Origin of the sequence: Coleofasciculus chthonoplastes PCC 7420, assembly GCF_000155555.1 — a bacterium.
GTDB classification, from domain to species: Bacteria; Cyanobacteriota; Cyanobacteriia; order Cyanobacteriales; family Coleofasciculaceae; genus Coleofasciculus; species Coleofasciculus chthonoplastes_A.
Map to the genome: position 1 here is coordinate 348,709 of NZ_DS989847.1, position 22,607 is coordinate 371,315.

Here is a 22,607-nt window from a genome sequence, read left to right on the forward strand (position 1 = left end):
AGCAAAACCCGCCCTTTTCCTAGGTTTCGCTCATCTACATATTACGTGACATCAAATCTGTTGGTATCGGAATTATATTATTCTAACGCAATTGCGCTTTCGATTACAATTAGGGAGAATAAAAAAGGACAAATTACAAACAAGTAAAACCGTCAATGGTGAAAGAATTCACGCCGCCGAACAAACAACCCGAAACCCAATGTTGTGATCTCTGAAGTTAGGCGAGAACCAGTCGCGCTCAGCACAACGACAGAAACTAGGATAGCTGTTCCACGAACCACCGCGCAACAGACGAGTATTATTATCATCATCAAATAGCCAAGCTTTACTATCTGACGGAGCCTCTTTATAGTTATCGTGCCAATGGTCAGCACACCACTCCCATACATTCCCATGCATATCATAGAGTCCAAAGGCATTAGCTACGCCAAATTTTTTCACTGAGGTTGTGTGTTTGCGATATTCTCCTTTGAAACCATGACCATACGAGCCTCTATACAAAGTTTCACCAATATGCCTATCAGTCCCTCGATAATTGGCGTATTCAGTAGTAATTGTCTCGCCAAAATGAAAGGGTGTTGTTGTCCCAGCACGACAAGCATATTCCCATTCCGCTTCACTGGGGAGTCGATATAGCAGCCCTAAATAGGTCGCAACAGATATAATAGTAATAATACATCCCTAGTAAAAAGACAAAAGATGAACATTATAGATGAATTGGCTAATTTTATCAATCAGACAAAAGAGACCAAAGAAATTAAAAGAGCCTTGGCGGTAAAAATGATTTTGGAAGGAAAATCTTATCGTGAAGTCAAAGAAATATTAAAAGTTTCTCACAGTTTTATCAGCCAATGGAAAAATCAAGCGCTTTTTCAGGGTGTAGAAAGTTTAAAGCTTCAATATAAAGGTAGAGCAGGTTACTTAAAATCTGAAGAAAAAGAGCAAACAATTCAGTGGTTGAGAGAACAAGATTATCTAAGATTATCAGACTTGCAGAAGTATTTGCAGGAGCAATATAATGTAGTTTTTGAGTCCAATCAAAGTTATTATAGCTTATTTAAAGAGGCTCAAGTGAGTTGGAAAAAGACTCAAAAAAAGAATCCGGCTAAAAATGATGAATTAGTCAAAGCTAAAAAAAAAGAAATAGAGGCAAGGCTAGAAAAATGGAAACCGGAAATAGAAGCTGGAAGCCGGACGGTGCTTATGCTTGACGAATGTCATCTGCTGTGGGGTGATTTGTTAGGTTATGCGTGGGGAAGAACAGATGCAAGAATAGAAGTCCCTCTCAAAAATGAAAAAGAAAGACAGACTTATTATGGGGCTTTAGATTATCAAACCAAAGAGTTTATAGTCAAAGAATATAAAAGTGGAAACAGCGAAAATACAATCGATTTCATCGAATATTTACAAAGGAAACGACCCGGGAAAAAATTATCGATATTTTGGGATGGTGCAACTTACCATGATTCCAAGCAGTTTCGAGAATACTTAAAGACAATTAATCAAGATTTATCAGAGGAAGACTGGTTGATAAGTTGTACAAAATTTGCTCCGAACGCTCCCGAACAAAATCCAGTCGAAGATATTTGGTTGCAAGTTAAAACTTTCATTAGACAATTTTATCATCTTTGCAGCTCTTTTAAAATAGTTAAGTGGTTATTTAAGTTTTTTGCTGATGGTCAAATATTCGATTTTCCCAAAATATTTCAGTATGGAAAATTGCCACAATCTATTTAGGATTGCTATAGTCTCGTCCTGTGTACTGTGATAAGCGCTCACAAAACTCTACACAATCAAACCAGGATACTTGCTCAATCGGTTGCTTAACTCCTTTAAATCTAGAAGGGTCAGGGTCAAGTTTTTGATTAAGTTGAGGTAGATTAGCAACTGCTTGCCATTGCGCCTGAGTGACTGGGTATTTACCCATGAAGAAAGGTTGAACTGTTACCCGATGCTGCGGACTTTCATTATCTCTGTGTCCTTCTTCCATTTCGGGGGAACCCATAAGGAATGTCCCACCGGGAATCGCCACCATTTCCAAGATGACGCCATTTCCTAAGTCTTCATTGAAATATTGAGCCTGTCGCTGCTGACGCTTGACGATGAACCTAATCGGTTGTAACTGATTACTGATTTGCGGTGTCACCATAATAGAGAAGTAGGGTAACAAACAAAAGGAGAAAAGTATTCATGGCTATAGATTTCACGCCGCACTACATACCAGCCGAAAACCGATACTAGATACGCCCCCGTTGTCTGGCTTGTTTCCGCCGCGATATGCACAACGACAGTGACTGGGATAGCTGCTCCAAGAACCGCCCCGCAACAATCTATAATGGTTGGTGTTATTATCCTCCCACACCCTACTATCTGTCGGCGCATCAGCATAGTTATCGTGCCAAGGATCAGCACACCACTCCCATACATTCCCATGCATATCATAGAGTCCAAAGGCATTAGCTACGCCAAATTTGTCCACTGGAGTTGTTTGTTGGCGATATTCTCCCTTGAAACCATGACCATACGACCCTCTATACACAGTTTCACCAATATGCCTATCAGTCCCTCGGTAGTTAGCGTATCCAGTAGTAATTGTCTCGCCAAAATGAAAAGGTGTTGTTGTCCCAGCACGACAAGCATATTCCCATTCCGCTTCACTGGGGAGTCGATAGTCTCGTCCTGTGTACTGTGATAAGCGCTTTACATACTCAACCGCCTCATACCACGATACTAGTTCTACAGGTCGGTTGGCTCCTTTGAATCCAGAAGGGTCAGGGTCAAGTTTTTGATTAAGTTGAGGTAGATTCGCGACTGTTCGCCATTGTGCTTGAGTAACTGGATATTTACCCATGAAAAAAGGCTGAACCGTTACCCAATGCTGCGGACTTTCATTATCTCTGTGTCCTTCTTCCGTTTCTAGCGAACCCATGAGGAATGTGCCTCCTGGAATCGCTACCATTTCCAAGGTGACGCCATGACCCAAATCTTCGCTGAAATATTGAGCCTGTCGTTGCTTGCGCTTGACGATGAATCTAATTGGCTGTCCCTGATTACTGATTTGTGGTATTGCCATAGTTTTGTCACTTGAAAGTCAATAGGCTCAATAGTTAAATACAAATTAAAAAATTAGCTTGTCTGTACGCATCACAGGAAAAACAGACGTCAGATAAAAATTTCAAGAGCTAAAGAGTCTACGACGCCGCACAAACGACCCTAAACCCGATGTCGTTGTCCCTACTGACTGGCAGAGGTCTGAGGCGAGAAGCACAACGGCAGTATTCAAGCTCGTAGTTCTTGGGTATTTCCCCATGAAAAAAGATTGAACTGTAACCCGATGCTGCGGACTTTCATTATCTCTGTGTCCTTCTTCCGTTTCCGGGGAACCCATAAGGAATGTTCCACCAGGAATCGCCACCATTTCCAGGGTGACGCCATTGCCCAAGTCTTCACTGAAATATTGAGCCTGTCGCTGCTGACGCTTGACGATGAACCTAATCGTCTGTCCCTGATTACTGATTTGCGGTATTGCCATAGTTGTGTCACCCCAAATTCAATAGGCTCGATAGAAAAAGTCTACCCCGCAGTATAAACAACCCGAAACCCGAAGAAGTCGTATCTGCGGTCTGGCTTGACCTTGAAGCGAAAGGCACAACGGCAGAGTCCTGAACCGTTGTACCAAGAACCACCACGCACCATCCGACAATTACTCTGATCATCAAATAACCAAGCTTGACCATCGAGTGGCGCATTATGATAGTTATCGTGCCAATGGTCAGCGCACCATTCCCACACGTTCCCATGTATGTCGTATAAACCAAAGGCGTTAGCAACCTGAAAATTTCCTACAGGCGTGGTTTCCTCACGATAAATACCCTTGACACCTGCGCCATAAATATAGTTACCGTTGTAATTGGCTAAATCGGTAGTAATCGTCTCGCCAAAATGAAACGGCGTTGTTGTCCCAGCACGACAGGCATACTCCCATTCTGCCTCACTGGGAAGTCGGTAGTCTCGTTCTGTGTACTTCGACAACCGCTCTACATACTCAACCGAGTCATACCACGATACTCGTTCCACAGGTCGGTTGGCTCCTTTGAATCCAGAAGGGTTAGGGTCGAGTTTTCGATTCACTTGAGGTAGATTGGTAATCGCCTGCCATTGCGCCTGAGTTACCGGGTATTTCCCCATGAAGAAAGGCTGAACTGTTACCTGATGCTGCGGACTTTCATTTTCTGTATAACCTTCTTCCGTTTCTGGCGAACCCATAAGGAATGTTCCACCCGGAATCTTCACCATTTCCAAGATGACGCCATTACCTAAGTCTTCGCTGAAATATTGAGCCTGTCGCTGCTGACGCTTAACAATGAACCTAATCGGCTGTCCCTGATTACTGATTTGCGGTGTTGCCATAGTTTTGTCACTTGAAAGTCAATAGGCTCGATAGTTTAATACAGGTGGCAAAAAATTAGCTAGTCTTTACCATCAGAGGAAAAACAGAGACAGGATATAAAAGTGTCAATTAAAAGCCTACGCCGCAGTACAAACAAGGCGAAACCCGATGTAGTTGCTCCTGACGACTGGCTCAAACCTGAAGCGAACGGCACAGCGACAGTACCTGAGAAGATTGCCCCACGAACCACCACGTAACAGCCGATGATAATTATCATTATCATTAACTAGCCAAACTTGACCATTTGACGGCGCATTTTTATAACTATCATGCCAATGATCAGCACACCATTCCCACACATTTCCGTGCATATCAAATAAGCCAAAGGCGTTAGCAACCTGAAAACTTCCTACTGGGGTAGTCTCCTCAAGATACTTACCCTTGGCATCCTCACTATCAATATCGTTACCGTCGTAATTCGCTAAATCAGTAGTAATCGTCTTACCAAAATGAAAGGGCGTTGTTGTCCCGGCACGACAGGCATATTCCCACTCGGCCTCACTGGGAAGTCGGTAGTCAAGTCCTGTATACTGGGACAGGCGCTGGCAAAACTCAACTGAATCATACCAAGATACTTTTTCGACAGGTCGGTTGACTCCTTTGAATCCAGAAGGATTAGGGTCAAGTTTTTGATTAACTTGAGGTAGATTGGCAACTACCCGCCATTGTGCCTGAGTCACGGGGTATTTGCCCATGAAAAAAGGCTGAACTGTTACCCGATGCTGCGGACTTTCATTATCTGTGTGTCCTTCTTCCGTTTCGGGGGAACCCATAAGAAATGTTCCACCCGGAATCTTCACCATTTCCAAGATGACGCCATTCCCTAAGCCTTCACTGAAATATTGAGCCTGTCGCTGCTGGCGCTTGACTATGAATCTAATCGGCTGTTCCTGATTACTGGTTTGGGGTTTCACCATAGTTTTTCACTTTAAATTCAAGGCTCTTCTAGAGTAATTATGATAAATTACCTGTAAAGAAAAACAAATAATTGAAATATTTTTACACTCAAAGTTGCTTTGAGTTCCTGCTGTACCTTGATTTGAGGTCAGCTTTTATGATATAAAGTATTCTGAAAATGAACAGCAAAAATCAAAGATTAATTAATACTATGCCATCTAACTCCCTTTTATTTTTCGTTACAAAACTTATCAACTTTGAGGGTTTTAAAGCCACTAACTATTGGTTTATAACCGAAAATGAAATCTTAATTGAATTAGCGAATAAATCCAATAAAGCCACCTGTCCTTATTGCCACAAATCAACTGATAAAATACATCAATCTCATCAATATAGAGTCAGAGATATTCCCCTGAGTAGCTTTGATGTTTTTTTGTTTGTTAACCGTCGCCAATTTAGATGCAAAAATTGCCGCCAAGTTTTTTCAGAAGAATTATGCCGCAGTCTTAGTGGACTTGGATAAGCGAAAACCGATAGCACTGTTAGAGAAAAGGAATAAGGAAGCAATAGCAGAATACTTACAGGGCTTGGGTTCGGAGATATTAAGCCAAATAGAAGAAGTCAGCATAGATTTATGGAAACCTTATAAAACTGTAGTAGAATAATTAATCCCTAATGCACAAGTAGTAGCCGATAGATTCCATGTAATGAAACAAATTAATGAAGAGTTAGACGAGCAAAGAAAGCTTGAAAAAAGGCAGGCGGTGAAACTCAAAAACAAAAAAGAAAGAGAAAAAAGGTGAGAGGAATTACTCATAGTAAATACCCATTACTCAAGAAAAAGGAAAAACTTAATGAGAGGGAAAAAGAAAAATTAAACGAAGTTAAAGATGTGTCTCCCCGGCTCATAGAAATGTATCAAATAAAAGAGAGTATACGGGATATATTTGAAAGTCAGATAACCGGGGATAAGGCTTTATGGGATATCGCGGAATGGATGAAAGAAGCTTATAAATATTTCCCCAAAAGTTGTCAAACAATAAAAAGATGGATTGATGAAATATTAGCCTATTTTGCTCATCGTACTACACAAGGGACAGTGGAGGGAATTAATCAAAAAATTAAGCTAATTAAAAGAAGAGGTTATGGGTTAAATAATTTTGATAATTTTAGAAGAAGGGTTCTGCTTAATTGGTATTTTGGCTAGTAATTTATCATAGTTAGTCTGAAAGAGCCCAAAAAATTAGCTAGTCTGTACCATCAGAGGAAAAACAGAGACAGGATAAAAGTGTCAAGGGCTAAAAAATCTACGCCGCAGTATAGACCACCCGAAACCCATAGCTGTAGTTCCCGTCGTCTGGGTCGAGCCCGTCGCGATAGGCACAACGACAGAAATCTGGATAGTTAACCCACGAACCACCACGTAATATCCGAGAATGGTTTTTAGTATCATCAATTAACCAAGCTTGACCATCTGAAGGCGCATCTTTATAACTATCATGCCAATGGTCAATACACCATTCCCATACATTTCCGTGCATGTCATATAAACCAAAGGCATTCGCAACCTGAAAACTGCCAACGGGGGTAGTCTCCTTAAGATATTTACCCTTAGCACCCCCACCATAAATATAGTTGCCGTTGTAATTAGCTAAATCTGTAGTAATTGTCTCGCCAAAATGAAATGGTGTGGTCGTTCCAGCACGACAGGCATATTCCCACTCGGCTTCACAGGGGAGTCGGTAGTCTCGTCCTGTGTACTGTGATAAGCGCTCTACATATTCAACTGCCTCATACCACGATATTCGTTCAACAGGTCGGTTGGCTCCTTTAAATCTAGAAGGGTCAGGGTCAAGCACTTTATTGACTTGAGGCAGATTAGCAATTGCTTGCCATTGCACCTGAGTGACTGGGTATTTACCCATGAAAAAAGGTTGAACCGTTACCCGATGCTGCGGACTTTCATTTTCTGTATGACCTTCTTCCGTTTTGGGTGAACCCATGAGGAATGTCCCCCCTGGAATCGCTACCATTTCCAGCATGACACCATTCCCTAAGTTTTCGCTGAAATATTTAGCCTGTCGCTGCTGACGCTTGAGAATGAACCTAATCGGCTGTGTATGATTACTGATTTGCGGTATTGCCATAGTTTTGTCACTTGAAAGTCAATAGGCTCAATAGTTGAACAGTTGAACCAGGGGCAAAAAATTAGCTCGTCTGTAGCACTAGAGGAAAAACAAAGGCAGGATAAAAGTGTCGCTAAAAAATCTATGCCACAGTACAAACAACCCGAAACCCGAAGAGGTAGTACGTGACGACTGGCATGTCCCTGATGCGATAGGCACAACGGCAGTAAACTGGATAGTTGTACCATGAACCACCACGCAGCAGCCGAGAATTATTCTCATTGTCAGATAACCAAGCTTTACCATCTGGTGGGGCAGTATTATAGTGATCGTGCCAGTGGTCAGCACACCATTCCCATACATTTCCATGCATATCGTATAAGCCAAAAGTGTTTGCCACCTCAAAACTATCCACAGGTGTAGTTTCACGACGATACTTACCCTTGGAACCTAAACCGTATGTGTATTCACCTTTGTAATTTGCCAAGTCGGTTGTAATTGTTTCACCAAAATGAAACGGCGTTGTTGTTCCAGCACGACAGGCATATTCCCACTCTGCCTCACTAGGAAGTCGGTAGTCTTGTCCTGTATACTGCGACAACCGCGCACAAAACTCTACACAATCAAAATACGATACTTGCTCAATCGGTCGATTGGCTCCTTTAAAGCTAGAAGGGTCAGGGTTGAGTGTCTGATTCACTTGAGGTAGATGAGCAACTGCTTGCCATTGCGCCTGAGTGACTGGGTATTTCCCCATGAAAAAGGGTTGAACTGTTACTGGATGCTGCGGACTTTCATCCTTAGAATGCCCTTCTTCAGTTTCAGGCGAACCCATGAGGAATGTCCCCCCCGGAATCGCCACCATATCCAGGGTGACGCCATTCCCCAAATCCTCGCTGAAATATTGCGCTTGCCCCTGACGGCGGTCAATTTCCTGTCCCTGTTTATCAACCGTAACCACTTCAAAATTAAAAGATTGTAAGATGGTTGAGGTGACTTCTTCAAACGTAAAGGTTTGTAAGGGAGGAAATCCAGAAGCCTCCTTATCTGAGACATCTGGAATAACCGGAGAACGTCGTTCCAACTGCTCCGCTAACGCCGCATACTCTCCTCCCAACCGCCGCAGCACCTGACGGGTAATCTGGGCAAAGGGCGCAATCTGCTGCTGCACCATTTCATCCCATTTGGCATAAGGCGATAGGAACGCGGTAAAACTCTTAATCGAAACCCCGGCTTTACGGGCGATAAACTGAGAGACTTGTTCCAACACTTCATCGGTATCGGAAATAGGAATAGAATCCAGCAGCAATTCTCGCACTCCCTCTTGGAAGTCATAGTAAATGGGTTCAGATTGCGGGGGAGGAGAAAGGATGCTTCGCTTTTGTTGCACGGAAAGGGGAGCATTCAAAGCCTCTCTCCTTGCAGGAGAGAGGTTTGGAGAGAGGTTTTCCCCATCCCGTAAATTACCATTCCCTTCTACAACGGGACGCAATAACCCACTCATAAACACTTCAGCAACATGAATTTGCCCCGATTCGGGTAGCATGGTTTGCTGAATCAGACGCACCACAGGCAACGTTACCGGAATCGCCGCCATCAACCCAGCCAAGCGTCGGGCGGTGGGAGAGGCGGTTGCCCGAAAGTGCTGGACTAACTCTGATGCTGAACGTGAGGCGATTGTCTGTTCCATCTCCTCTGCCATCGCCGCCATTAACACCGGATCAAACAAAACTCCTGGCATCCGCGTTCCCCCTGTACCCGCCACCAACTGCGCCCACTGCGCCAAGGGTTCAGGCTCCAGTGTTACCACAGGTAACGGTAATGCTGTGGCTAAATTCACCTCCAGCCAAGGGGGTATCTCTTCAATCACCAGTTGAGAATTAGGAACCCCTGGTGCAAACGCCCCCAGTTGCACAGAAATCCCTGCACCTAAACCACTGCGTCTCCAATAGGATTCGGGTAATAACTGAAGCACAGACACCGGATTCTGATTCGCCCACCGCCGCAATAGAGTCTGGATTTTGCCTGAACGCCAGATATCCGATACACAGTCGCTAACCAGGAGAATTAACCGCCGCCCTGAGGGATCAATCAATTCCTTGGGATTGCGGGGGCGTTGTTTGAGTGTGGCTGAACCCTGTCCCGGCAAGAGGTACAATGATTCATCAGCATTAGCATTTAAGCGCCAGGTGCGAACATCGCGAAAGGCACCCTGGCGTTCCAGCAGTGTTTGCAATTCTGTAATCGTTTCTTGCCAAATTGGGAGGGAACTCGATTCCTCGATAACCAGCGCTAATTCTAACCAGCGTTCGGGTGCAGGTTCTAGCACCGGAATCCAGATATTTTTTTCGGCAATTTGTCTGGCTGTGGCTTCTTCATCCAGGATGGTTTCAGTACGAGATGGAACTTTCCGCATCAGGGGACGAATTGCCCGGGCGATGGCTAAGGGATTCCGCAAGGCGGGGGCGGCGGGTGTTTCAAAGGGAAGGAGTTGAGACGGTGGGGGAGAATCTAGCTGAGGCGATGGAGAAGAAGCAGATGGGGGAGAATCAGATTGGGGGATAGAAGCAGGTGGAGGAGAGGGATAGAGTTCAGCGTAGGGTTCGCTAGCTGTAGCCGTTGGCGGATTTAGATTTATCGGCGGCGTTTCTGGGGAGAAGTCTTCAGTTATGGGGCGTTCAGATAAGGGCGTTTTCGGAATCGATGGAGACTCGGAGATGGATTCAGTTTCCCCCATTTGCAGCGCCAACCAAAAGATATCGGCAATCTCTTCTGCCGTAAGTTCCAAGCCAACCTGATTGAGAAGTGCGATCGCCTGTTGAATCATCAGAATATTTTACTCCGATGATGGGCGATAATCTTCAGTGATTTGTTGTGAACCATGGATCACAGCAAGTACATCGATTTGCTCAGGTTTAATGTAATAAATAATCCGATAAGACCCCTCAATCATTTCACGAATTTCTTCCCTCTCAAACTCTGGCACCATTCGACCTGAAGCCGGAAACGCAGCAATCTGTTCAAACGTCTCGTCTCGTCAGGCGATCAACCATTCGACGCCCATATTGAGGTGAATTTTGGGCGATGTAGGCATAAATCCCGGAAAGATGCTTGACGGCTGTGTCTGTCCAAAAAACCTTCACGTTGGTAATCCGAATTGCTGACGCACTGTTTCCACAGAGGTTATTCTACCAGCCTGACTATCAGCAAGTCCCGCTTCTATCGTTACTCTGACATAAATTTCATACATTAAGTCATCCCATGTTGCATTCTCTGGCAATCTATCAATCAATCGTCGTGCCTCTTCTTTTATATTGATGGCTTCCATATTCTGCTCATAGAACGGCTTTCTGGGTTTATTGTAAGCTTAAAATTACCAGGCAAACAAATGCAAGGATGTGGCGGCAATTCATTCCCTTCCCAAACCTGAGAATGAGGCTACGTCTGCCCTATTGCCCTCCTCTGTCACCCTTGGGAAACAGGCATAGACGTGGCGGCTGTAGCTTAACTTGACACCCATAACCGACGTGCGCCCACAGAAGCCGATTAAGGAGTGCGATCGCCTAATAACTATAGTCAAAGCCAGTTACCGTGAGGTGGGCAAGAGCAATCAACGATACTATAAGCATTTCCAGATTTATCATTCTTGCCCACCCTACATACTATATACTCTTGCTCCCCTCTCCCAAGCTTGGGAGAGGGGTTGGGGGTGAGGGCTGGCTGAGAACAGCCATCAATCCTCTGTGCTACTCAAATACTTGAGCAATTGCTCAACTAACTTGGCTTTTTCTTGACCCGATGGTATACGTTCACGGGTTAATAAATAAATCGCATTAAGTAACTGATCCGTCGCCAAATCTCCCTGTTCTCGCTTCTTTAAAAAATGGGCAATCAAACCCTTAGCTTTATCCGTCACTTTTTCACCCAGATGCGCTTTAACAATTCGGGTGAGTTCATCCTGATTGGGTTCCCTCATATTCAGCCGCAAACAGCGACGTAAAAACGGGGGTGGAAAATCTCGCTCTCCATTATTGGTTAAAATCACAAACGGAAAAGCTTGACAGCGAACTCGTCCTTTGCTAATAACTGTCTTGAAGTCCTTTGCCGTTGCCTCCGTCTCATCAGTATAAGCGGTGCGAACTTCCACTTGTTCTAATCGCCCCGCAATCCGAACCAACTCTGGAATCTCAAACTCCCCTTCCTCAAAAATATGCAGTAAGTCGTTGGGTAAATCAATATCACTTTTGTCAATTTCATCAATTAGTAATACCCTGGGTTTATCAGAGGGGAGCAAAGCCGTTCCCAGAGGACCCAACCGGATATACTGACCAATCTCCTCCAAGTTATCTTCACCCTTACCCTGAGCATCTTGTAAGCGACCAATGGCATCATAGCGGTAAAGTCCATCATTGAGATTGGTGCGCGTGGTAATTGACCACCTTAAGACTTCTCCTAATTGTAATTCATACGCGATCGCATAAGCCAGTGATGTTTTTCCCGTTCCCGGTTTTCCAGTGACTAATAGAGGGCGTCGTAAATAAAGTGCCGCATTAACGAGTTCAATTTCCTCTGGACGCGCCTGAAACGTAGCCCCCCGTTGCTGCTTTTTGGCGGCGGTAGCACCATCAGCGAGTCCATCAAATTGACGCCAGCTTGGAGGGGGCGGAAGGCGATTTATTTCGCTGTGGGGAGTTCCTGCTCCCTGAAATATTTGCCAATTTTTTGATTGCTCATTGTTCATAGTTTATGGTTAATGGTGATGGGTAAAAACATTATGACATTAATTTTATCGATTACAATTGTGGGGGCGCACCGACGTGCATTGGTATCAACTTAAGCTACACATCCCTACCCCCCTTCCCCCTTTTAGATCCCCTTCAAAAGGGGGAAGCCTTATGATGCTTCGCTTTTTGTTATGCGGGGATGACAGAGGATGCTTCGCTTTTTTTGCACGGGAGAGGGGAGAAAGAGAGTCCGGTTCCCCTTCTCCCTTGATGGGAGAAGGGGTTAGGGGATGAGGGTGAAACGCTTCCCACAGTGAGCAGAAACGATCCAAAAGATTGCCAGTATTAGTTGTCACCTGAAGTTGACACTAATGACCGACGTGCGCCAGATTTAATCGTAAAATCTATTCCACAATTTTAGCTGTGCCACGCCCCAACAAAGTTTTTAAGGTGTAGAATAGTGAATCGTGGGCGGGACGCGATCGGGATCTTCCCACATTAGGGAAAGATGAGATCCAATATGTAGTCCGCGCAAGTGGGGATGAGACGCAAAAGCCGCTTCCCGTTTTCCTTTTATCGTAGTTGGAAGTTCAGAAATACAACACGTTAATAATTGATTTAATTCTTGGGAACAATTTAAATGGGCTAAATTACACCGTACCCATATCACTAAAGGTATCGCTGTTCCTAAAATCACATTAAAAACGCTTTCTTTTCCCATCGGTTGAGGAACATTAGCTAGGGTACAGCCAAGAATATCCTCTTTTCTTAACTCAACATAGAGTTGATTCCAAGCACAATCCCCTGAAGCAACAAGTTTAGAGGAAGGGTAATGGTTAAGTCGCTTGAGTCGCTGCCATTTTTTCTGCCAATCTTTCTTTTTGAGACAGTAACTTGGTGAAAGTCGCTCCTCAGAACGCACGACGACGCTACATTCCACGCCAAGGGGAATTAACAAATCCTCACTGATCTCAATTTCCCACCGATCAACATCATGATTAAGTAACTGACGAGGTAAGAAAAATTCCAGGGTTAAGTCACTTATCGCACATTTTTGGCTACTTTGAATCAGAATTTCTTTGAGTAACTGAGGAATCTGAGTTAAGGAAACGGGTTCGGCTTCAGTGTTGGCTAGAGAAATGGGTTCGTAGTCATAGTTGCTTCCACTCAGACTAGATGGGCGAGGAATCGCTAACCAGGCTTTGATAAAATAACAATTCTTTTGTTGCTGGCTGGGCTGAATCCATACCATGAGGTAAAATTGTTCTGGGTCGGTTTCAGGTTTAATTTGCGTCAGTAATTGGGCAATATCATCAACGTTTTGCTTCAGCCAATCGTGTAACTGTTGACGCAAGGACTGAGGAATTTGATCATCGGCAATTAAATGTGCCACAAACTGATCCATTCGCTTGTACCCACTATCCCCAGAAGGCATATCTTCTAAATCTGCCAACAGTTGTTCGATTGTCGGGGGAATGGTGGGACGAAAATCACTCCAACTAGAAGGGCTAGATGCTAGGTAAGCTGCCTTGATCCGTTGGGTTGTTGGCGGATCAACAGAGGCTAAAATAGCCATAAGGCGCTGGGTTTTATCTTCTACGTTTCCCCGTTCAAGAGTGTTGAGTTCTTCCTCAACGATTGTCATCTCTTTTTCCAGGTGAGCAAGCTGTCGTTTTAAATGATTCCGATTCTGAGCATTGCTTTCATAGTTCAATTGCTCCGATATATCGGTATAGTTCTGTTCGAGTAAATCAAAGCGACGCTGTAAACACCTGATCCTAACTTGCACAGACCGATTGAATACCATTCTCGAAACAAATTCCTAAGTTATTTTAGGCGTTGGACAACCATTCAGCATGAGCTTACCAGGCGACCCAACCTAGTTTGATTTTCGCATATCGTCACCGACTGCCTAGCTTTGTAGGGATTGGTCAACCGCTTGACCGATTGTTTACCCTGATTGCAGTCCGTTTGTAAGCGGATGCGACGTCTGGCGCGGTGCAGGTTTTCGGTTCGTACCCGAATCCGGTCAGGTAACGTTCTTCTTGCAATGCAATGCAATACAGTGCATGATATAAAGAGTGTCGCTGCATTTCAACCCACCCTCAACGAAGGATCTGTCTGATGAGCAAGGAAAATGTAACCTTTCGACTTGATCCTGATAAGAGAGCTGCACTGGATGCCATTGCTGCTGGTATGGATCGTAATTTAACCTACGTATTGAATCAGGCAATTAATGCTTACCTGGAAATGCATCAGTGGCAACTGCAAGAGATTCAGCAGGGTATCGCTGAAGCTGATGCTGGGGATTTTGCCAGTGAAGAGGAGGTAACCGCCGTCTTTAGTCGGTTGACCCATGGACGTTAGATGGTTACGCAAAGCACTACGCAACCTTGAGCAGCTTCATGCCTACATTTGCGAAGATAACCCAGACGCTGCAACAAATACTGTTTTAAAAATACAAGCAGCGGTTGAGCAGTTAGCAAAATTCCCATATATGGGAAGAACCGGGCGCGTTGAAGGGACAAGGGAGTTGGTTATCTCAAAGACACCCTATTTTGTTGTCTACCGAGTTAAAAACAATCAGGTACATATCCTCCGTGTTCTTCATAACGCTAGAAAATACCCCGATACCTAATACCGAGTTACCAATGGTAGGGGCACGGCATTGCCGTACCCTTACAAATTACCGTGCTATAATTTATGACCAGTCCGTCTAAGAGATCATACAATCTGCTAATGTTCTGATCGCCTAATAGAAATTTATGATTTCGCGGTAGGCGGTTAAGAATCGGGATGTACCAGCGAATTAAATCGTAGGTTTTCTGGATAATCGGTAAATCGCTCACAGACTCAATCGTACATTAAAAAGTTACAGGAGGTATTCTGGCAGACGATCGCCACCCTGAGGTATAAATCTCAAAAAAAAAATCGACCCGCCTGTGGCACGAAAAGGGAAAAGAATAAAGGGTAGAGGGCAAAAGGGCAAAAGCGTCAAGGGCTAAAGAGTCCACGCCGCACCACAGACAACCCGAAACCCGTTATAGGCGAGCCTGACAACTGGGGAGTCCCCGTAGCGATAGGCACAACGGCAGTAGTCTGGAGAGCTGCACCACGAACCACCGCGCAACAGCCGATAATGATTCTCATTTTCATTATCATTCAATAGCCAAGCTTGACCATCCGACGGCGCACCTTCATAACTACCATGCCAATGGTCAGCACACCATTCCCACACATTTCCATGCATATCATCGAATAAGCCAAAGGCGTTTGCTACCTGAAAACTCCCGACTGGGGTAGTCTGTTGCAGATACTTACCCTGAGCCTCCTCACCATAAGTATAGTTGCCGTTGTAATTGGCTAAATCAGTAGTAATTGTTTCGCCAAAATGAAACGGCGTTGTTGTTCCCGCACGACAGGCATATTCCCACTCCGCTTCACTGGGAAGTCGGTAGTCTCGTCCTGTGTACTGTGATAACCGCGCACAAAATTCTATACAGTCATACCACGATACCTGCTCAACTGGTCGATCTGATCCTTTAAATCTGGACGGGTCAGGGTCAAGTTTTTTATTGACTTGAGGTAGATTAGCCATCGCTTGCCATTGCGCTTGAGTCACAGGATATTTCCCCATGAAAAAGGGTGGAATCGTTACCGGATGCTGAGGACTTTCATTATCAGAACACCCCTCTTCCGTTTCTGGAGAACCCATTAGGAATGACCCTCCCGGAATCGCCACCATATCCAAGGTGACACCATTGCCCAAATCTTCCCGAAAATATTGCCCTTGCTCCTGAGTTTTGTCAATGATAGTCCCCTTTCTATCAACCGTCACCACCTCAAACTCAAACACCTGCAAGGGAGGAAATAAACCCGTACCTTCAGCAACCCCTTCATCAGGAACGTCCAGGTTTTCCCCTAGAACTGAGTAGGTATGCGTCCCAGCTTTGGGGTTCACTGATTCAGGTTCAGTGACAAAGCGAGTAATTAACTCAGCATACTCCAACAGATTTGGGTAAGCCCGCAATTGAGGGGCGAGTTCCTGCGTAATTCGGGATAAACGCGCCATTTCGGTTTGCCAGCGACTCCCCCCGATTGCCCGACTCTCTTGAAACGCCTGCACAATCTGACGCACAGCATTCTCTCGCTGGTTATCAAGGTACACCATTGCCGCCCACTGTTGCGCCTCTAATTCCTGTTTACTAATAAACGGATTCGTCTGTGCCAGATGGCGAACATACCCCAATAATAATCGAGCCACCTCCTGCATCCGTTGACTGGAGAGTGCCGCATCATTGTGCATTTCCTCCAGCAAATAGGCACGAACGGCGGTATCCATGGCATAGAGTTCATACCCCACCGGACTACACAAATCCGACAGCAACAAATCCACTTCCGCCAGCCAAGGCACTTGTCCGCGCAGAAATTGATTCCGCAGATAATTGAGCAATTCCGGGGTTAACACCAAAGGAAGTGCCGCATGATACGCCAAAAGCCGATAGGATTCCTCAAATCGCCGGACAAATTGGTTCACCCGTTGTCTGGCAATTTCCTTGTCTCGGTTAGCTACAGTGGCAGTATTCATGTTCGTTCGTAGTCAGGGCTTTAGCCCTAAATTCCGTTGGGTAACAAGCGTCAACCCAACCTACAACTCGTTCGTAGTCAGGGCTTTAGCCCTAGATTCTGTTGGGTAACAAGCGTCAACCCAACCTACAACTATATAGCGCGATCGCGACGTAAGCAGCGTCAGCCTTCTTAGGTGAATCACCCAACGCCTAAACATTATCTGCTTTCCTTGACATGCTCTCTTGTGATAGTTCACTCAACCCCAGTGCTAACCGTTTCGAGCATGTCATTTACCGGTTTCCCGCGCTTGAGTTTGACCCAGTTAGGTGTGATGGGTTGGTAAGAACAGTAACAAACAACAATATGAGTAGGAGTGTCGGGGGAAGAAAACTGGTGAATCATGGTGACAACCCAGTCTCCATCCCGACTATGGGTAATTCCGCCTTGTTCTGGATTGTCTAAATTTGTATACTCGCGGATGCGATCGCCTATTTTGGGGAGATGACCGGAACTATCCCATTCTTCGCTGATTATGTCGGTAATCGATCCGGCTGGTAGCAGTTGACGATTTTCCCATCCTGGAGCGCTCATTGTCTCGGTTTTGTAAACAATCCAGGTTTCAGCTTTAACTTTAGTCATAGCGTTCATCTTCAAATGTTGTTTGTTCACCATAGAATACGCAATCAACTTTCAATGTCGGATCGCGTGTTGGCTTGATTTTCTTTAATCTCCACCCATTTCTGCGTTCCATGTCCCTACATTTATCTGGATCAGTTGCTGCGTGAACGTTTTCTTTAGTTGGGTCATAATCTAAGGAGTCACCCGTTCCTGATTTAATCATTATTTTCCTTATCCTACTGGCTCGCAAACGGTAACACACGATAGCGGCATGGTAATGGGTACAAGGGCGCACGTCAGCAAAGGGCGCACGTCGGTGCGCCCCTACGGTGGCAACGGTTGTCCGCGTACAATATCGATCGCATGACTTAATCCATCGTTATCCATGGGATACATTGGCACAAGATGGGCAATGAGTTGAGCTGAGGTACTCCCCCAGCGCTCCTGGGGCATGGGATTTAACCAGGCTATCAGATTGGTCTGTTGCTTAATTTGAAATAATACCTCCGTCGTGGCTCGAATTCGTTCTAACCGTCGATATCCCCGTGCCGCTCCCGCATCGCTGACAATAAAAACACTGGTGTTATTATCACAAGTCGCTAACACCCGCTTCAACAGGACAGGTTGGGTCAAATAGGGGTCACGATAGACGCTTTTTGCCGGAATATTGTGAAAATAGCTAACATCCACTTGCCCAATCGAACTTTCATATTGTGCTGTTTCCACCAAGTCACGGGTGAAGCGATGGAAGGGTGTCATTGACCCATCTTGGTCGATTAACAACAGCAAATGAGCCGCATTCCGTTCCCGGCGTCGATAAACCGGGGTGAGAAAAAATCCCTGACGCGCCACGGTTTCCACCGTCGCCCGCTCATCCAAAACATCCTCTGGATCATCTAGAATCGGACGGCGCAGATAACGCCAACTATACACCATCGCACGGCGGGAAATGGGTCTATCGGTTTGTAGTTGGGGGGTATCTTCCGTTTCAACCGGGGTAAAGGGAGCGCGAATCGGCAACGGTGCTAATTCTAGAGTGGGTTGGGGTTGCACCGATTCTACGGGTTGAGGTGAGGGAGCGGGTAGCGGTTTATCTTGGGGTTCTGGTGAGGGTTCCGGTTTAGAGGTGCGGCGTGGTGGTTTCGGTTCCACCGTTGAGGTGTCTGCGATTACCGATTCCCAAATGAACTGAAACTGGCTTTGTTCGGCGCGGGAATGACACCAGAGTAATGTTAACACCCGTTCGAGTTCTTCTAAGCTACTTGACCCATAGCCCCCTTCAATTGCCTGTAGCGCCGCCCGATATTCACCCACACCCAAATTGAATCCGCTTTGGCGTAAGCGGTTAAATAGGCGAGATAGGATGGGCTGAATGGTATCATTTTTCACATCATGTAGAGACGTATAGCGCTACGCGCTAGGCAATGGGCAATAGGCAATGGGCAATAGTGAAGAAAAACACTGACTCATCAAGGGATTGAGCGATTTAAATTTTTCTTCTTTTGTCCTAACCTATGTGCGTAGTGCTATACCATGGCACGTCTGTCAGCAATTGTCGGGGTGGGTTTACCCGTTTCATTGTAGTGCGAGCATCTTGCTCGCTACCCATTGCGAGAAGAGAGGGCGACCCAAGCCTATTGAGTGGATTGGTGTTGTTAATTGATGCAGGCGGGTCGCCCCTACAGAGTTAATTTTTAGCTATCGTTTTTAGAAAAATGGTGCGTTACGCTACCCTTCGGGAACGCTGCGCGAACGCTAACGCACCCTACGATTTTGCGTATACATGACATAAGATAAATGACCCTATACAGCATAATTTTGCCAATCCGCCCGCAGTTTAAATAATAATTCCCGATAAGGAAGCCGCTTCTCCTTAGCTAATTTTTCTGCCTTATAGGGCGTCTTTTCAAAAGTTTGCAGTGCTTTCAACCAATCTAAAAATTCACTCGTTCCGGGAAGCTTGAACAACCCTCCCTCCTGACGCACTTGAATAAACCGTTCTGTCGCTGTCTCGACTAACTCACTCGCCGGAGCCGTTATGTGCTGCATCTGATAGTGAATCGCGACAATTTCCTTTAAGCGCTCTTGACTGGGAAATTCAACAAAATAATATAAACAACGGCGTAAAAACGGTGCCGGTAAATTCCCCTTTTCCTTATTACTGGTAATCATCACAATGGGCGGATAATCAGCCTGAACTTTTTCCCTTGTCTCCGGAATCGTAAATTCCCACGGCTCATCTAAAACCGCAAGCAAATCATTGGGAAAATCAATATCTGCCTTATCAATTTCATCAATTAAAACCACCGCCGGACAGGATTTCAGTACAAACGCTTTCCCCAATGCGCCCAATTTGCGATAGTATTTGGGATTACTGGGATTGCGGCTTTGGTCACTCTTGTCCAGCGTCTCTAACTGCTGAATCTGCACATCATGCAAACGTAAAATAGCATCATAGTGATAAAGACCCTCTTGAGATTTACTCGTCGAACGCACATCCCAACGATAAAACGGTAATCCTAATTCATACGCCACCGCACGAGCCAATCGGGTTTTTCCACACCCCGCTTCTCCTTCTAATAATAACGGTCGCCGCAGATAAATTGCCAAATTTACCGCCTGAATCAATTCATCCGGGGCAATATAGGGTTCAGGGGTTTGGGGAGAATCCGGATGAGCTGATTTCGGTCGAGCGTTAGGATTTCCTTGAAACTTATATTTAGTGGTCGAATTCATGACATTAATTCCCTCAAGCTTAGCCGAAAACCCGAGTCAACTCGTTCATGAGTATACTATAAACATCAATCGGTCTACCTTGACTCATTTGGTAAACCACACGAGACATCTGCTCAATTTCCCTTGGCGTCCGCCCCACATTAGGTGTCGCCAAACCGGAGTATCGATATAACCAAGTTCTGATTTCTTTTTCCGTCCAGTTGCCTAATTTTAGTTCAATAATCTTCTTAGGACTCAATTTGCCCCCTTGACAAAATAGAGCGGGAGTCCGACAAGTTTGAGGGATTTCCGTCTCCACCACCATAACGGTAACAAATTTAACCAAGGGAAGGTCTTGGCGAATTAATCGCAAGCGGCTGATTAAAGGAATCCAGAATTGAGGAATTAACCAGGTTAAAAAGTCAGATTGGCTATCCAGGGAGAAGAGTCGAATCTCCAGAAATACGGTGCTGTCAATTTGCAAAGAGTTATAAATTTTATCGATTAGGCGTTGAGTCGCGACTTCTACCGAACTGGTATTATCTTCCAGATTAAAGCTAGTCCCCAAGCGCTGGATAAAATCGGTGGGATTCGGCTGTTCCCAGGCGGCAAAACCGACCGCACGGGGACTCCACACCCCTTTATCCTTCAGAGAAGCCTTAATCTTTTCCATGCACCACTTCCCACCCATGGGATGACAATTCTGGAGTAAGAAAAAGACAGCGCCCCCTTTTTCGCCAAAGTGGTCAAAAATACGATTAAATAGTTGACTGGCTTGAGAATAATTAATCTTAGGTAAATGTTTTTCCCAGTTCTTATAATAATCGTTATAGGTTGTATTAGATGACTGACATTGATTCAGTTGGGATTCCACCCTTTCCATCTGCTCAAATAAATCATCCGCTTGTCGCTGAAGCTGATTGCGATCGGCTTTATCCCGTGTCTGAATAATTTGCTGATTCACACTAATATAATCCGCTTCTAAGGCGTTATACTTATCCTGAAGTATCTTTTTTTTGGTGCTGAGGGCATTGGGCATTGGTCAAGGAATAAGAAGCAGGGCTGTGGAGGCAGGTTTTACCGATAACGTTTTGGAGAATCCCTAACTTAGCTAAACCCGCCCCGCTTTGGCAACAAAGGAGTCAGGGTATGGTTAAACTTAATGATTCATAATGCATCAAATTCGTTGGCGACTTGGGTAATGTCCTGCTCAATGGCATCACACTGGCGTTTAAGTATGGTGCGATCGGCGGCACCTAGGGTATAATTCAACTGATTATAGGCGGCTTCATAGTCAGTTGATAAGCTTTCCAAACGTTGCTGTAAAACTTTGGCTTTGATTTGCTGAACTCGACTCAATGCAGGTTTGGATGGGGTTGTTGTTTGAACCAATTCACCAAGAACCGACCAAGTTTGACTCAGTACCTTGGTGGGAATCATAAACGCCGCCTTAACCCCCTCCCGTTGCCGTTCCGCCGCCACCGCCATCCCCACAACCCCCGACAAGGTTTCATCCCACACTGGCGCACCACTAAACCCCGGTTCTACCCGATAACCGGTAACAGTAACCGCTTCCATCTGTATCCACCCATTGCCTAGTTCCCCGCGCAGTACCCCCGTCGCCCAAACGCCATCATTATGTCCACTGGGAAAGCCAAACACGCGCACTGGATGTTGCCAAACGTCGTCTGCTGTAACCAACCGCACAGGTTGCACCCCAGGCGGACATTCACCCTCTATTTTCAATCCAGCAATATCTTCTCCCGCGACTGAGGGATTCACGGGTTGCCAAAACTCTACCCTTGCCTTAATTTTCTTTCCCGGTGCAATTAAGGGAAAATCCAAGTCAATCAAACCTGTCGGCACATCCGGGGTATTTGGGGAAATCGTCAGGGCTTGAGCTACCAAATGAGCGCAGGTTAACACATAATTAGGAGATACCAGAAATCCTGCCCCAACGACGAATCCATTGGCGTGGGATATGCGAATAATCCCAGTTTTAAAGGCATTTAGGTAAGCTGAGTTATCTGCCATCGCGTTTCCTTGACTGAGACTGATTCCATTTCAAGGTAATTTCATAGCTGACTTCGCCACCAACTGAGGTAAAGACTGCGCCTGCGTCAGCGGTTAACTTCAGCCCAAATTTGACTTCCACTTCATCAGCGGGTGTATTGAGGTCATTGAGTTTGGAAATTATCTTAGAGGCGACAGGCTTAATATTATCCAGTGCTTGATCAAATGACTGTTGAGCTTTCAGCGCTAACCGCCCCGAAGGTAACGCTACTCGTTCAACAGCCGTTGTCTCGGGTTCGTCTACCTCGACTAAGAACGTAGAGTCATCGTCTAGGGAAAATTCAACAAGTTGTTTCAATGTTGACCTGGGAAATGGTGTTTTATCTGATTTTATCAGGATTCAACAAAAGAACGGATGGAATTACGGCGAGTCATGCGTCGAGCAAGACGGGGAAGACGGGGAAGACGGATTAACCGAAAACTACCTTATTCCAA

22 protein-coding genes and 3 pseudogenes are annotated in these 22,607 nt (G+C 45.3%); 4 read left to right on the top strand and 21 right to left on the bottom strand.

Going from position 1 to position 22,607, the window contains the following annotated elements:
* Positions 1–168 precede the first annotated feature (168 nt).
* Entirely contained in the window at positions 169–675 is a 507-nt protein-coding gene (locus MC7420_RS36830) for a formylglycine-generating enzyme family protein (protein WP_157453140.1), read from the bottom strand.
* A 24-nt stretch (positions 676–699) separates the two neighbouring features.
* Between MC7420_RS36830 and MC7420_RS12200 the strand changes: the two genes are divergently transcribed.
* Positions 700–1,737, top strand: coding sequence for an IS630 family transposase (locus MC7420_RS12200; RefSeq protein ID WP_006097775.1), 1,038 nt, complete (start codon positions 700–702; stop codon positions 1,735–1,737).
* On the opposite strand, the gene MC7420_RS12205 is transcribed toward MC7420_RS12200, so the two are convergent.
* The 5 genes from MC7420_RS12205 to MC7420_RS12225 form a co-directional block, all read right to left on the bottom strand.
* Positions 1,730–2,149 carry a formylglycine-generating enzyme family protein gene (locus MC7420_RS12205; RefSeq protein ID WP_006100688.1) on the bottom strand — a complete coding sequence of 140 codons (420 nt, stop codon included), beginning with the start codon at positions 2,147–2,149 and terminating at the stop codon, positions 1,730–1,732. The genes MC7420_RS12200 and MC7420_RS12205 overlap by 8 nt on opposite strands.
* Positions 2,150–2,203: 54 nt before the next feature.
* Positions 2,204–3,073, bottom strand: coding sequence for a formylglycine-generating enzyme family protein (locus MC7420_RS12210; protein ID WP_006100693.1), 870 nt, complete (start codon positions 3,071–3,073; stop codon positions 2,204–2,206).
* Between the two features lie 102 nt (positions 3,074–3,175).
* Positions 3,176–3,532 carry a formylglycine-generating enzyme family protein gene (locus tag MC7420_RS12215; RefSeq protein ID WP_006100729.1) on the bottom strand — a complete coding sequence of 119 codons (357 nt, stop codon included), beginning with the start codon at positions 3,530–3,532 and terminating at the stop codon, positions 3,176–3,178.
* 41 nt (positions 3,533–3,573) lie between these two features.
* Complete coding sequence (locus tag MC7420_RS12220; RefSeq protein WP_006100431.1) at positions 3,574–4,410, bottom strand: formylglycine-generating enzyme family protein; 837 nt, start codon at positions 4,408–4,410, stop codon at positions 3,574–3,576.
* Between the two features lie 117 nt (positions 4,411–4,527).
* On the bottom strand, positions 4,528–5,367 hold the full coding sequence (locus tag MC7420_RS12225) for a formylglycine-generating enzyme family protein (protein ID WP_006100524.1): 840 nt from the start codon (positions 5,365–5,367) through the stop codon (positions 4,528–4,530).
* 191 nt (positions 5,368–5,558) lie between these two features.
* On the opposite strand from MC7420_RS12225, the pseudogene MC7420_RS44065 reads away from it, so the two are divergent.
* Positions 5,559–6,554: pseudogene (locus MC7420_RS44065) on the top strand (ISL3 family transposase).
* A 100-nt stretch (positions 6,555–6,654) separates the two neighbouring features.
* On the opposite strand, the gene MC7420_RS12235 reads toward MC7420_RS44065, so the two are convergent.
* From MC7420_RS12235 to MC7420_RS12260, 6 genes and pseudogenes are all read right to left on the bottom strand, one after another.
* Positions 6,655–7,494, bottom strand: a complete 840-nt coding sequence (locus tag MC7420_RS12235; RefSeq protein ID WP_006100438.1) for a formylglycine-generating enzyme family protein — start codon at positions 7,492–7,494, stop codon at positions 6,655–6,657.
* Positions 7,495–7,615: 121 nt separating this feature from the next.
* Positions 7,616–10,300, bottom strand: coding sequence for a formylglycine-generating enzyme family protein (locus MC7420_RS42440; RefSeq protein ID WP_006100461.1), 2,685 nt, complete (start codon positions 10,298–10,300; stop codon positions 7,616–7,618).
* 9 nt (positions 10,301–10,309) lie between these two features.
* Positions 10,310–10,616 (bottom strand): annotated as a pseudogene (locus tag MC7420_RS43810) (type II toxin-antitoxin system RelE/ParE family toxin).
* Positions 10,613–10,801 carry a hypothetical protein gene (locus MC7420_RS12250; RefSeq protein ID WP_044206706.1) on the bottom strand — a complete coding sequence of 63 codons (189 nt, stop codon included), beginning with the start codon at positions 10,799–10,801 and terminating at the stop codon, positions 10,613–10,615. Before MC7420_RS12250 ends, MC7420_RS43810 begins: the two are co-directional and overlap by 4 nt.
* Before the next feature lie 405 nt (positions 10,802–11,206).
* Positions 11,207–12,214: an AAA family ATPase gene (locus MC7420_RS12255; RefSeq protein WP_006100645.1), complete on the bottom strand. Its 1,008-nt coding sequence runs from the start codon at positions 12,212–12,214 to the stop codon at positions 11,207–11,209.
* A gap of 428 nt (positions 12,215–12,642) precedes the next feature.
* Positions 12,643–14,004 (bottom strand): VMAP-C domain-containing protein, encoded by a 1,362-nt coding sequence (locus MC7420_RS12260; protein WP_006100574.1) that lies wholly within the window; start codon positions 14,002–14,004, stop codon positions 12,643–12,645.
* 317 nt (positions 14,005–14,321) lie between these two features.
* Here MC7420_RS12260 and MC7420_RS12265 point away from each other — a divergent pair, with 317 nt between their 5' ends.
* Together MC7420_RS12265 and MC7420_RS12270 are read left to right on the top strand one after the other, a co-directional pair.
* The gene (locus MC7420_RS12265; protein ID WP_006100515.1) at positions 14,322–14,564 is read left to right on the top strand and encodes a CopG family ribbon-helix-helix protein; all 243 of its coding nucleotides are present in this window, start codon (positions 14,322–14,324) and stop codon (positions 14,562–14,564) included.
* On the top strand, positions 14,554–14,835 hold the full coding sequence (locus MC7420_RS12270) for a type II toxin-antitoxin system RelE/ParE family toxin (protein ID WP_006100396.1): 282 nt from the start codon (positions 14,554–14,556) through the stop codon (positions 14,833–14,835). The genes MC7420_RS12265 and MC7420_RS12270 overlap by 11 nt, the downstream gene beginning before the upstream one ends.
* A gap of 64 nt (positions 14,836–14,899) precedes the next feature.
* On the opposite strand, the pseudogene MC7420_RS43815 reads toward MC7420_RS12270, so the two are convergent.
* The 9 genes and pseudogenes from MC7420_RS43815 to MC7420_RS12310 form a co-directional block, all read right to left on the bottom strand.
* A pseudogene (locus MC7420_RS43815) lies at positions 14,900–15,046 on the bottom strand (diversity-generating retroelement protein Avd); the annotation flags it as partial.
* A gap of 152 nt (positions 15,047–15,198) precedes the next feature.
* The gene (locus tag MC7420_RS12275) at positions 15,199–16,785 is read right to left on the bottom strand and encodes a formylglycine-generating enzyme family protein (RefSeq protein WP_006100633.1); all 1,587 of its coding nucleotides are present in this window, start codon (positions 16,783–16,785) and stop codon (positions 15,199–15,201) included.
* Between the two features lie 233 nt (positions 16,786–17,018).
* A complete protein-coding gene (locus MC7420_RS12280) occupies positions 17,019–17,405 on the bottom strand; it encodes a hypothetical protein (protein WP_006100664.1) in 387 nt (128 codons plus the stop codon).
* Entirely contained in the window at positions 17,398–17,607 is a 210-nt protein-coding gene (locus tag MC7420_RS12285; RefSeq protein ID WP_044206711.1) for a hypothetical protein, read from the bottom strand. Before MC7420_RS12285 ends, MC7420_RS12280 begins: the two co-directional genes overlap by 8 nt.
* A 101-nt stretch (positions 17,608–17,708) precedes the next feature.
* On the bottom strand, positions 17,709–18,773 hold the full coding sequence (locus MC7420_RS12290) for a hypothetical protein (RefSeq protein WP_006100532.1): 1,065 nt from the start codon (positions 18,771–18,773) through the stop codon (positions 17,709–17,711).
* A gap of 414 nt (positions 18,774–19,187) precedes the next feature.
* Positions 19,188–20,120 carry an AAA family ATPase gene (locus tag MC7420_RS12295; protein ID WP_006100475.1) on the bottom strand — a complete coding sequence of 311 codons (933 nt, stop codon included), beginning with the start codon at positions 20,118–20,120 and terminating at the stop codon, positions 19,188–19,190.
* Positions 20,121–20,139: 19 nt separating this feature from the next.
* Positions 20,140–21,138 carry a hypothetical protein gene (locus MC7420_RS12300; RefSeq protein ID WP_006100559.1) on the bottom strand — a complete coding sequence of 333 codons (999 nt, stop codon included), beginning with the start codon at positions 21,136–21,138 and terminating at the stop codon, positions 20,140–20,142.
* Positions 21,139–21,266: 128 nt separating this feature from the next.
* A complete protein-coding gene (locus MC7420_RS12305) occupies positions 21,267–22,133 on the bottom strand; it encodes a trypsin-like peptidase domain-containing protein (RefSeq protein ID WP_006100387.1) in 867 nt (288 codons plus the stop codon).
* Positions 22,123–22,470, bottom strand: coding sequence for a CU044_2847 family protein (locus MC7420_RS12310; protein ID WP_044206715.1), 348 nt, complete (start codon positions 22,468–22,470; stop codon positions 22,123–22,125). Before MC7420_RS12310 ends, MC7420_RS12305 begins: the two co-directional genes overlap by 11 nt.
* Between the last annotated feature and the right edge of the window lie 137 nt (positions 22,471–22,607).

Coding starts and splice junctions, on each gene's coding strand:
- MC7420_RS12200 (WP_006097775.1), top strand. CDS start 700: ATGAACATTATAGATGAATTGGCTAATTTTATCAATCAGACAAAAGAG.
- MC7420_RS12205 (WP_006100688.1), bottom strand. CDS start 2,149: ATGGTGACACCGCAAATCAGTAATCAGTTACAACCGATTAGGTTCATC.
- MC7420_RS12210 (WP_006100693.1), bottom strand. CDS start 3,073: ATGGCAATACCACAAATCAGTAATCAGGGACAGCCAATTAGATTCATC.
- MC7420_RS12215 (WP_006100729.1), bottom strand. CDS start 3,532: ATGGCAATACCGCAAATCAGTAATCAGGGACAGACGATTAGGTTCATC.
- MC7420_RS12220 (WP_006100431.1), bottom strand. CDS start 4,410: ATGGCAACACCGCAAATCAGTAATCAGGGACAGCCGATTAGGTTCATT.
- MC7420_RS12225 (WP_006100524.1), bottom strand. CDS start 5,367: ATGGTGAAACCCCAAACCAGTAATCAGGAACAGCCGATTAGATTCATA.
- MC7420_RS12235 (WP_006100438.1), bottom strand. CDS start 7,494: ATGGCAATACCGCAAATCAGTAATCATACACAGCCGATTAGGTTCATT.
- MC7420_RS42440 (WP_006100461.1), bottom strand. CDS start 10,300: ATGATTCAACAGGCGATCGCACTTCTCAATCAGGTTGGCTTGGAACTT.
- MC7420_RS12250 (WP_044206706.1), bottom strand. CDS start 10,801: ATGGAAGCCATCAATATAAAAGAAGAGGCACGACGATTGATTGATAGA.
- MC7420_RS12255 (WP_006100645.1), bottom strand. CDS start 12,214: ATGAACAATGAGCAATCAAAAAATTGGCAAATATTTCAGGGAGCAGGA.
- MC7420_RS12260 (WP_006100574.1), bottom strand. CDS start 14,004: ATGGTATTCAATCGGTCTGTGCAAGTTAGGATCAGGTGTTTACAGCGT.
- MC7420_RS12265 (WP_006100515.1), top strand. CDS start 14,322: ATGAGCAAGGAAAATGTAACCTTTCGACTTGATCCTGATAAGAGAGCT.
- MC7420_RS12270 (WP_006100396.1), top strand. CDS start 14,554: ATGGACGTTAGATGGTTACGCAAAGCACTACGCAACCTTGAGCAGCTT.
- MC7420_RS12275 (WP_006100633.1), bottom strand. CDS start 16,785: ATGAATACTGCCACTGTAGCTAACCGAGACAAGGAAATTGCCAGACAA.
- MC7420_RS12280 (WP_006100664.1), bottom strand. CDS start 17,405: ATGACTAAAGTTAAAGCTGAAACCTGGATTGTTTACAAAACCGAGACA.
- MC7420_RS12285 (WP_044206711.1), bottom strand. CDS start 17,607: ATGATTAAATCAGGAACGGGTGACTCCTTAGATTATGACCCAACTAAA.
- MC7420_RS12295 (WP_006100475.1), bottom strand. CDS start 20,120: ATGAATTCGACCACTAAATATAAGTTTCAAGGAAATCCTAACGCTCGA.
- MC7420_RS12300 (WP_006100559.1), bottom strand. CDS start 21,138: ATGCCCAATGCCCTCAGCACCAAAAAAAAGATACTTCAGGATAAGTAT.
- MC7420_RS12305 (WP_006100387.1), bottom strand. CDS start 22,133: ATGGCAGATAACTCAGCTTACCTAAATGCCTTTAAAACTGGGATTATT.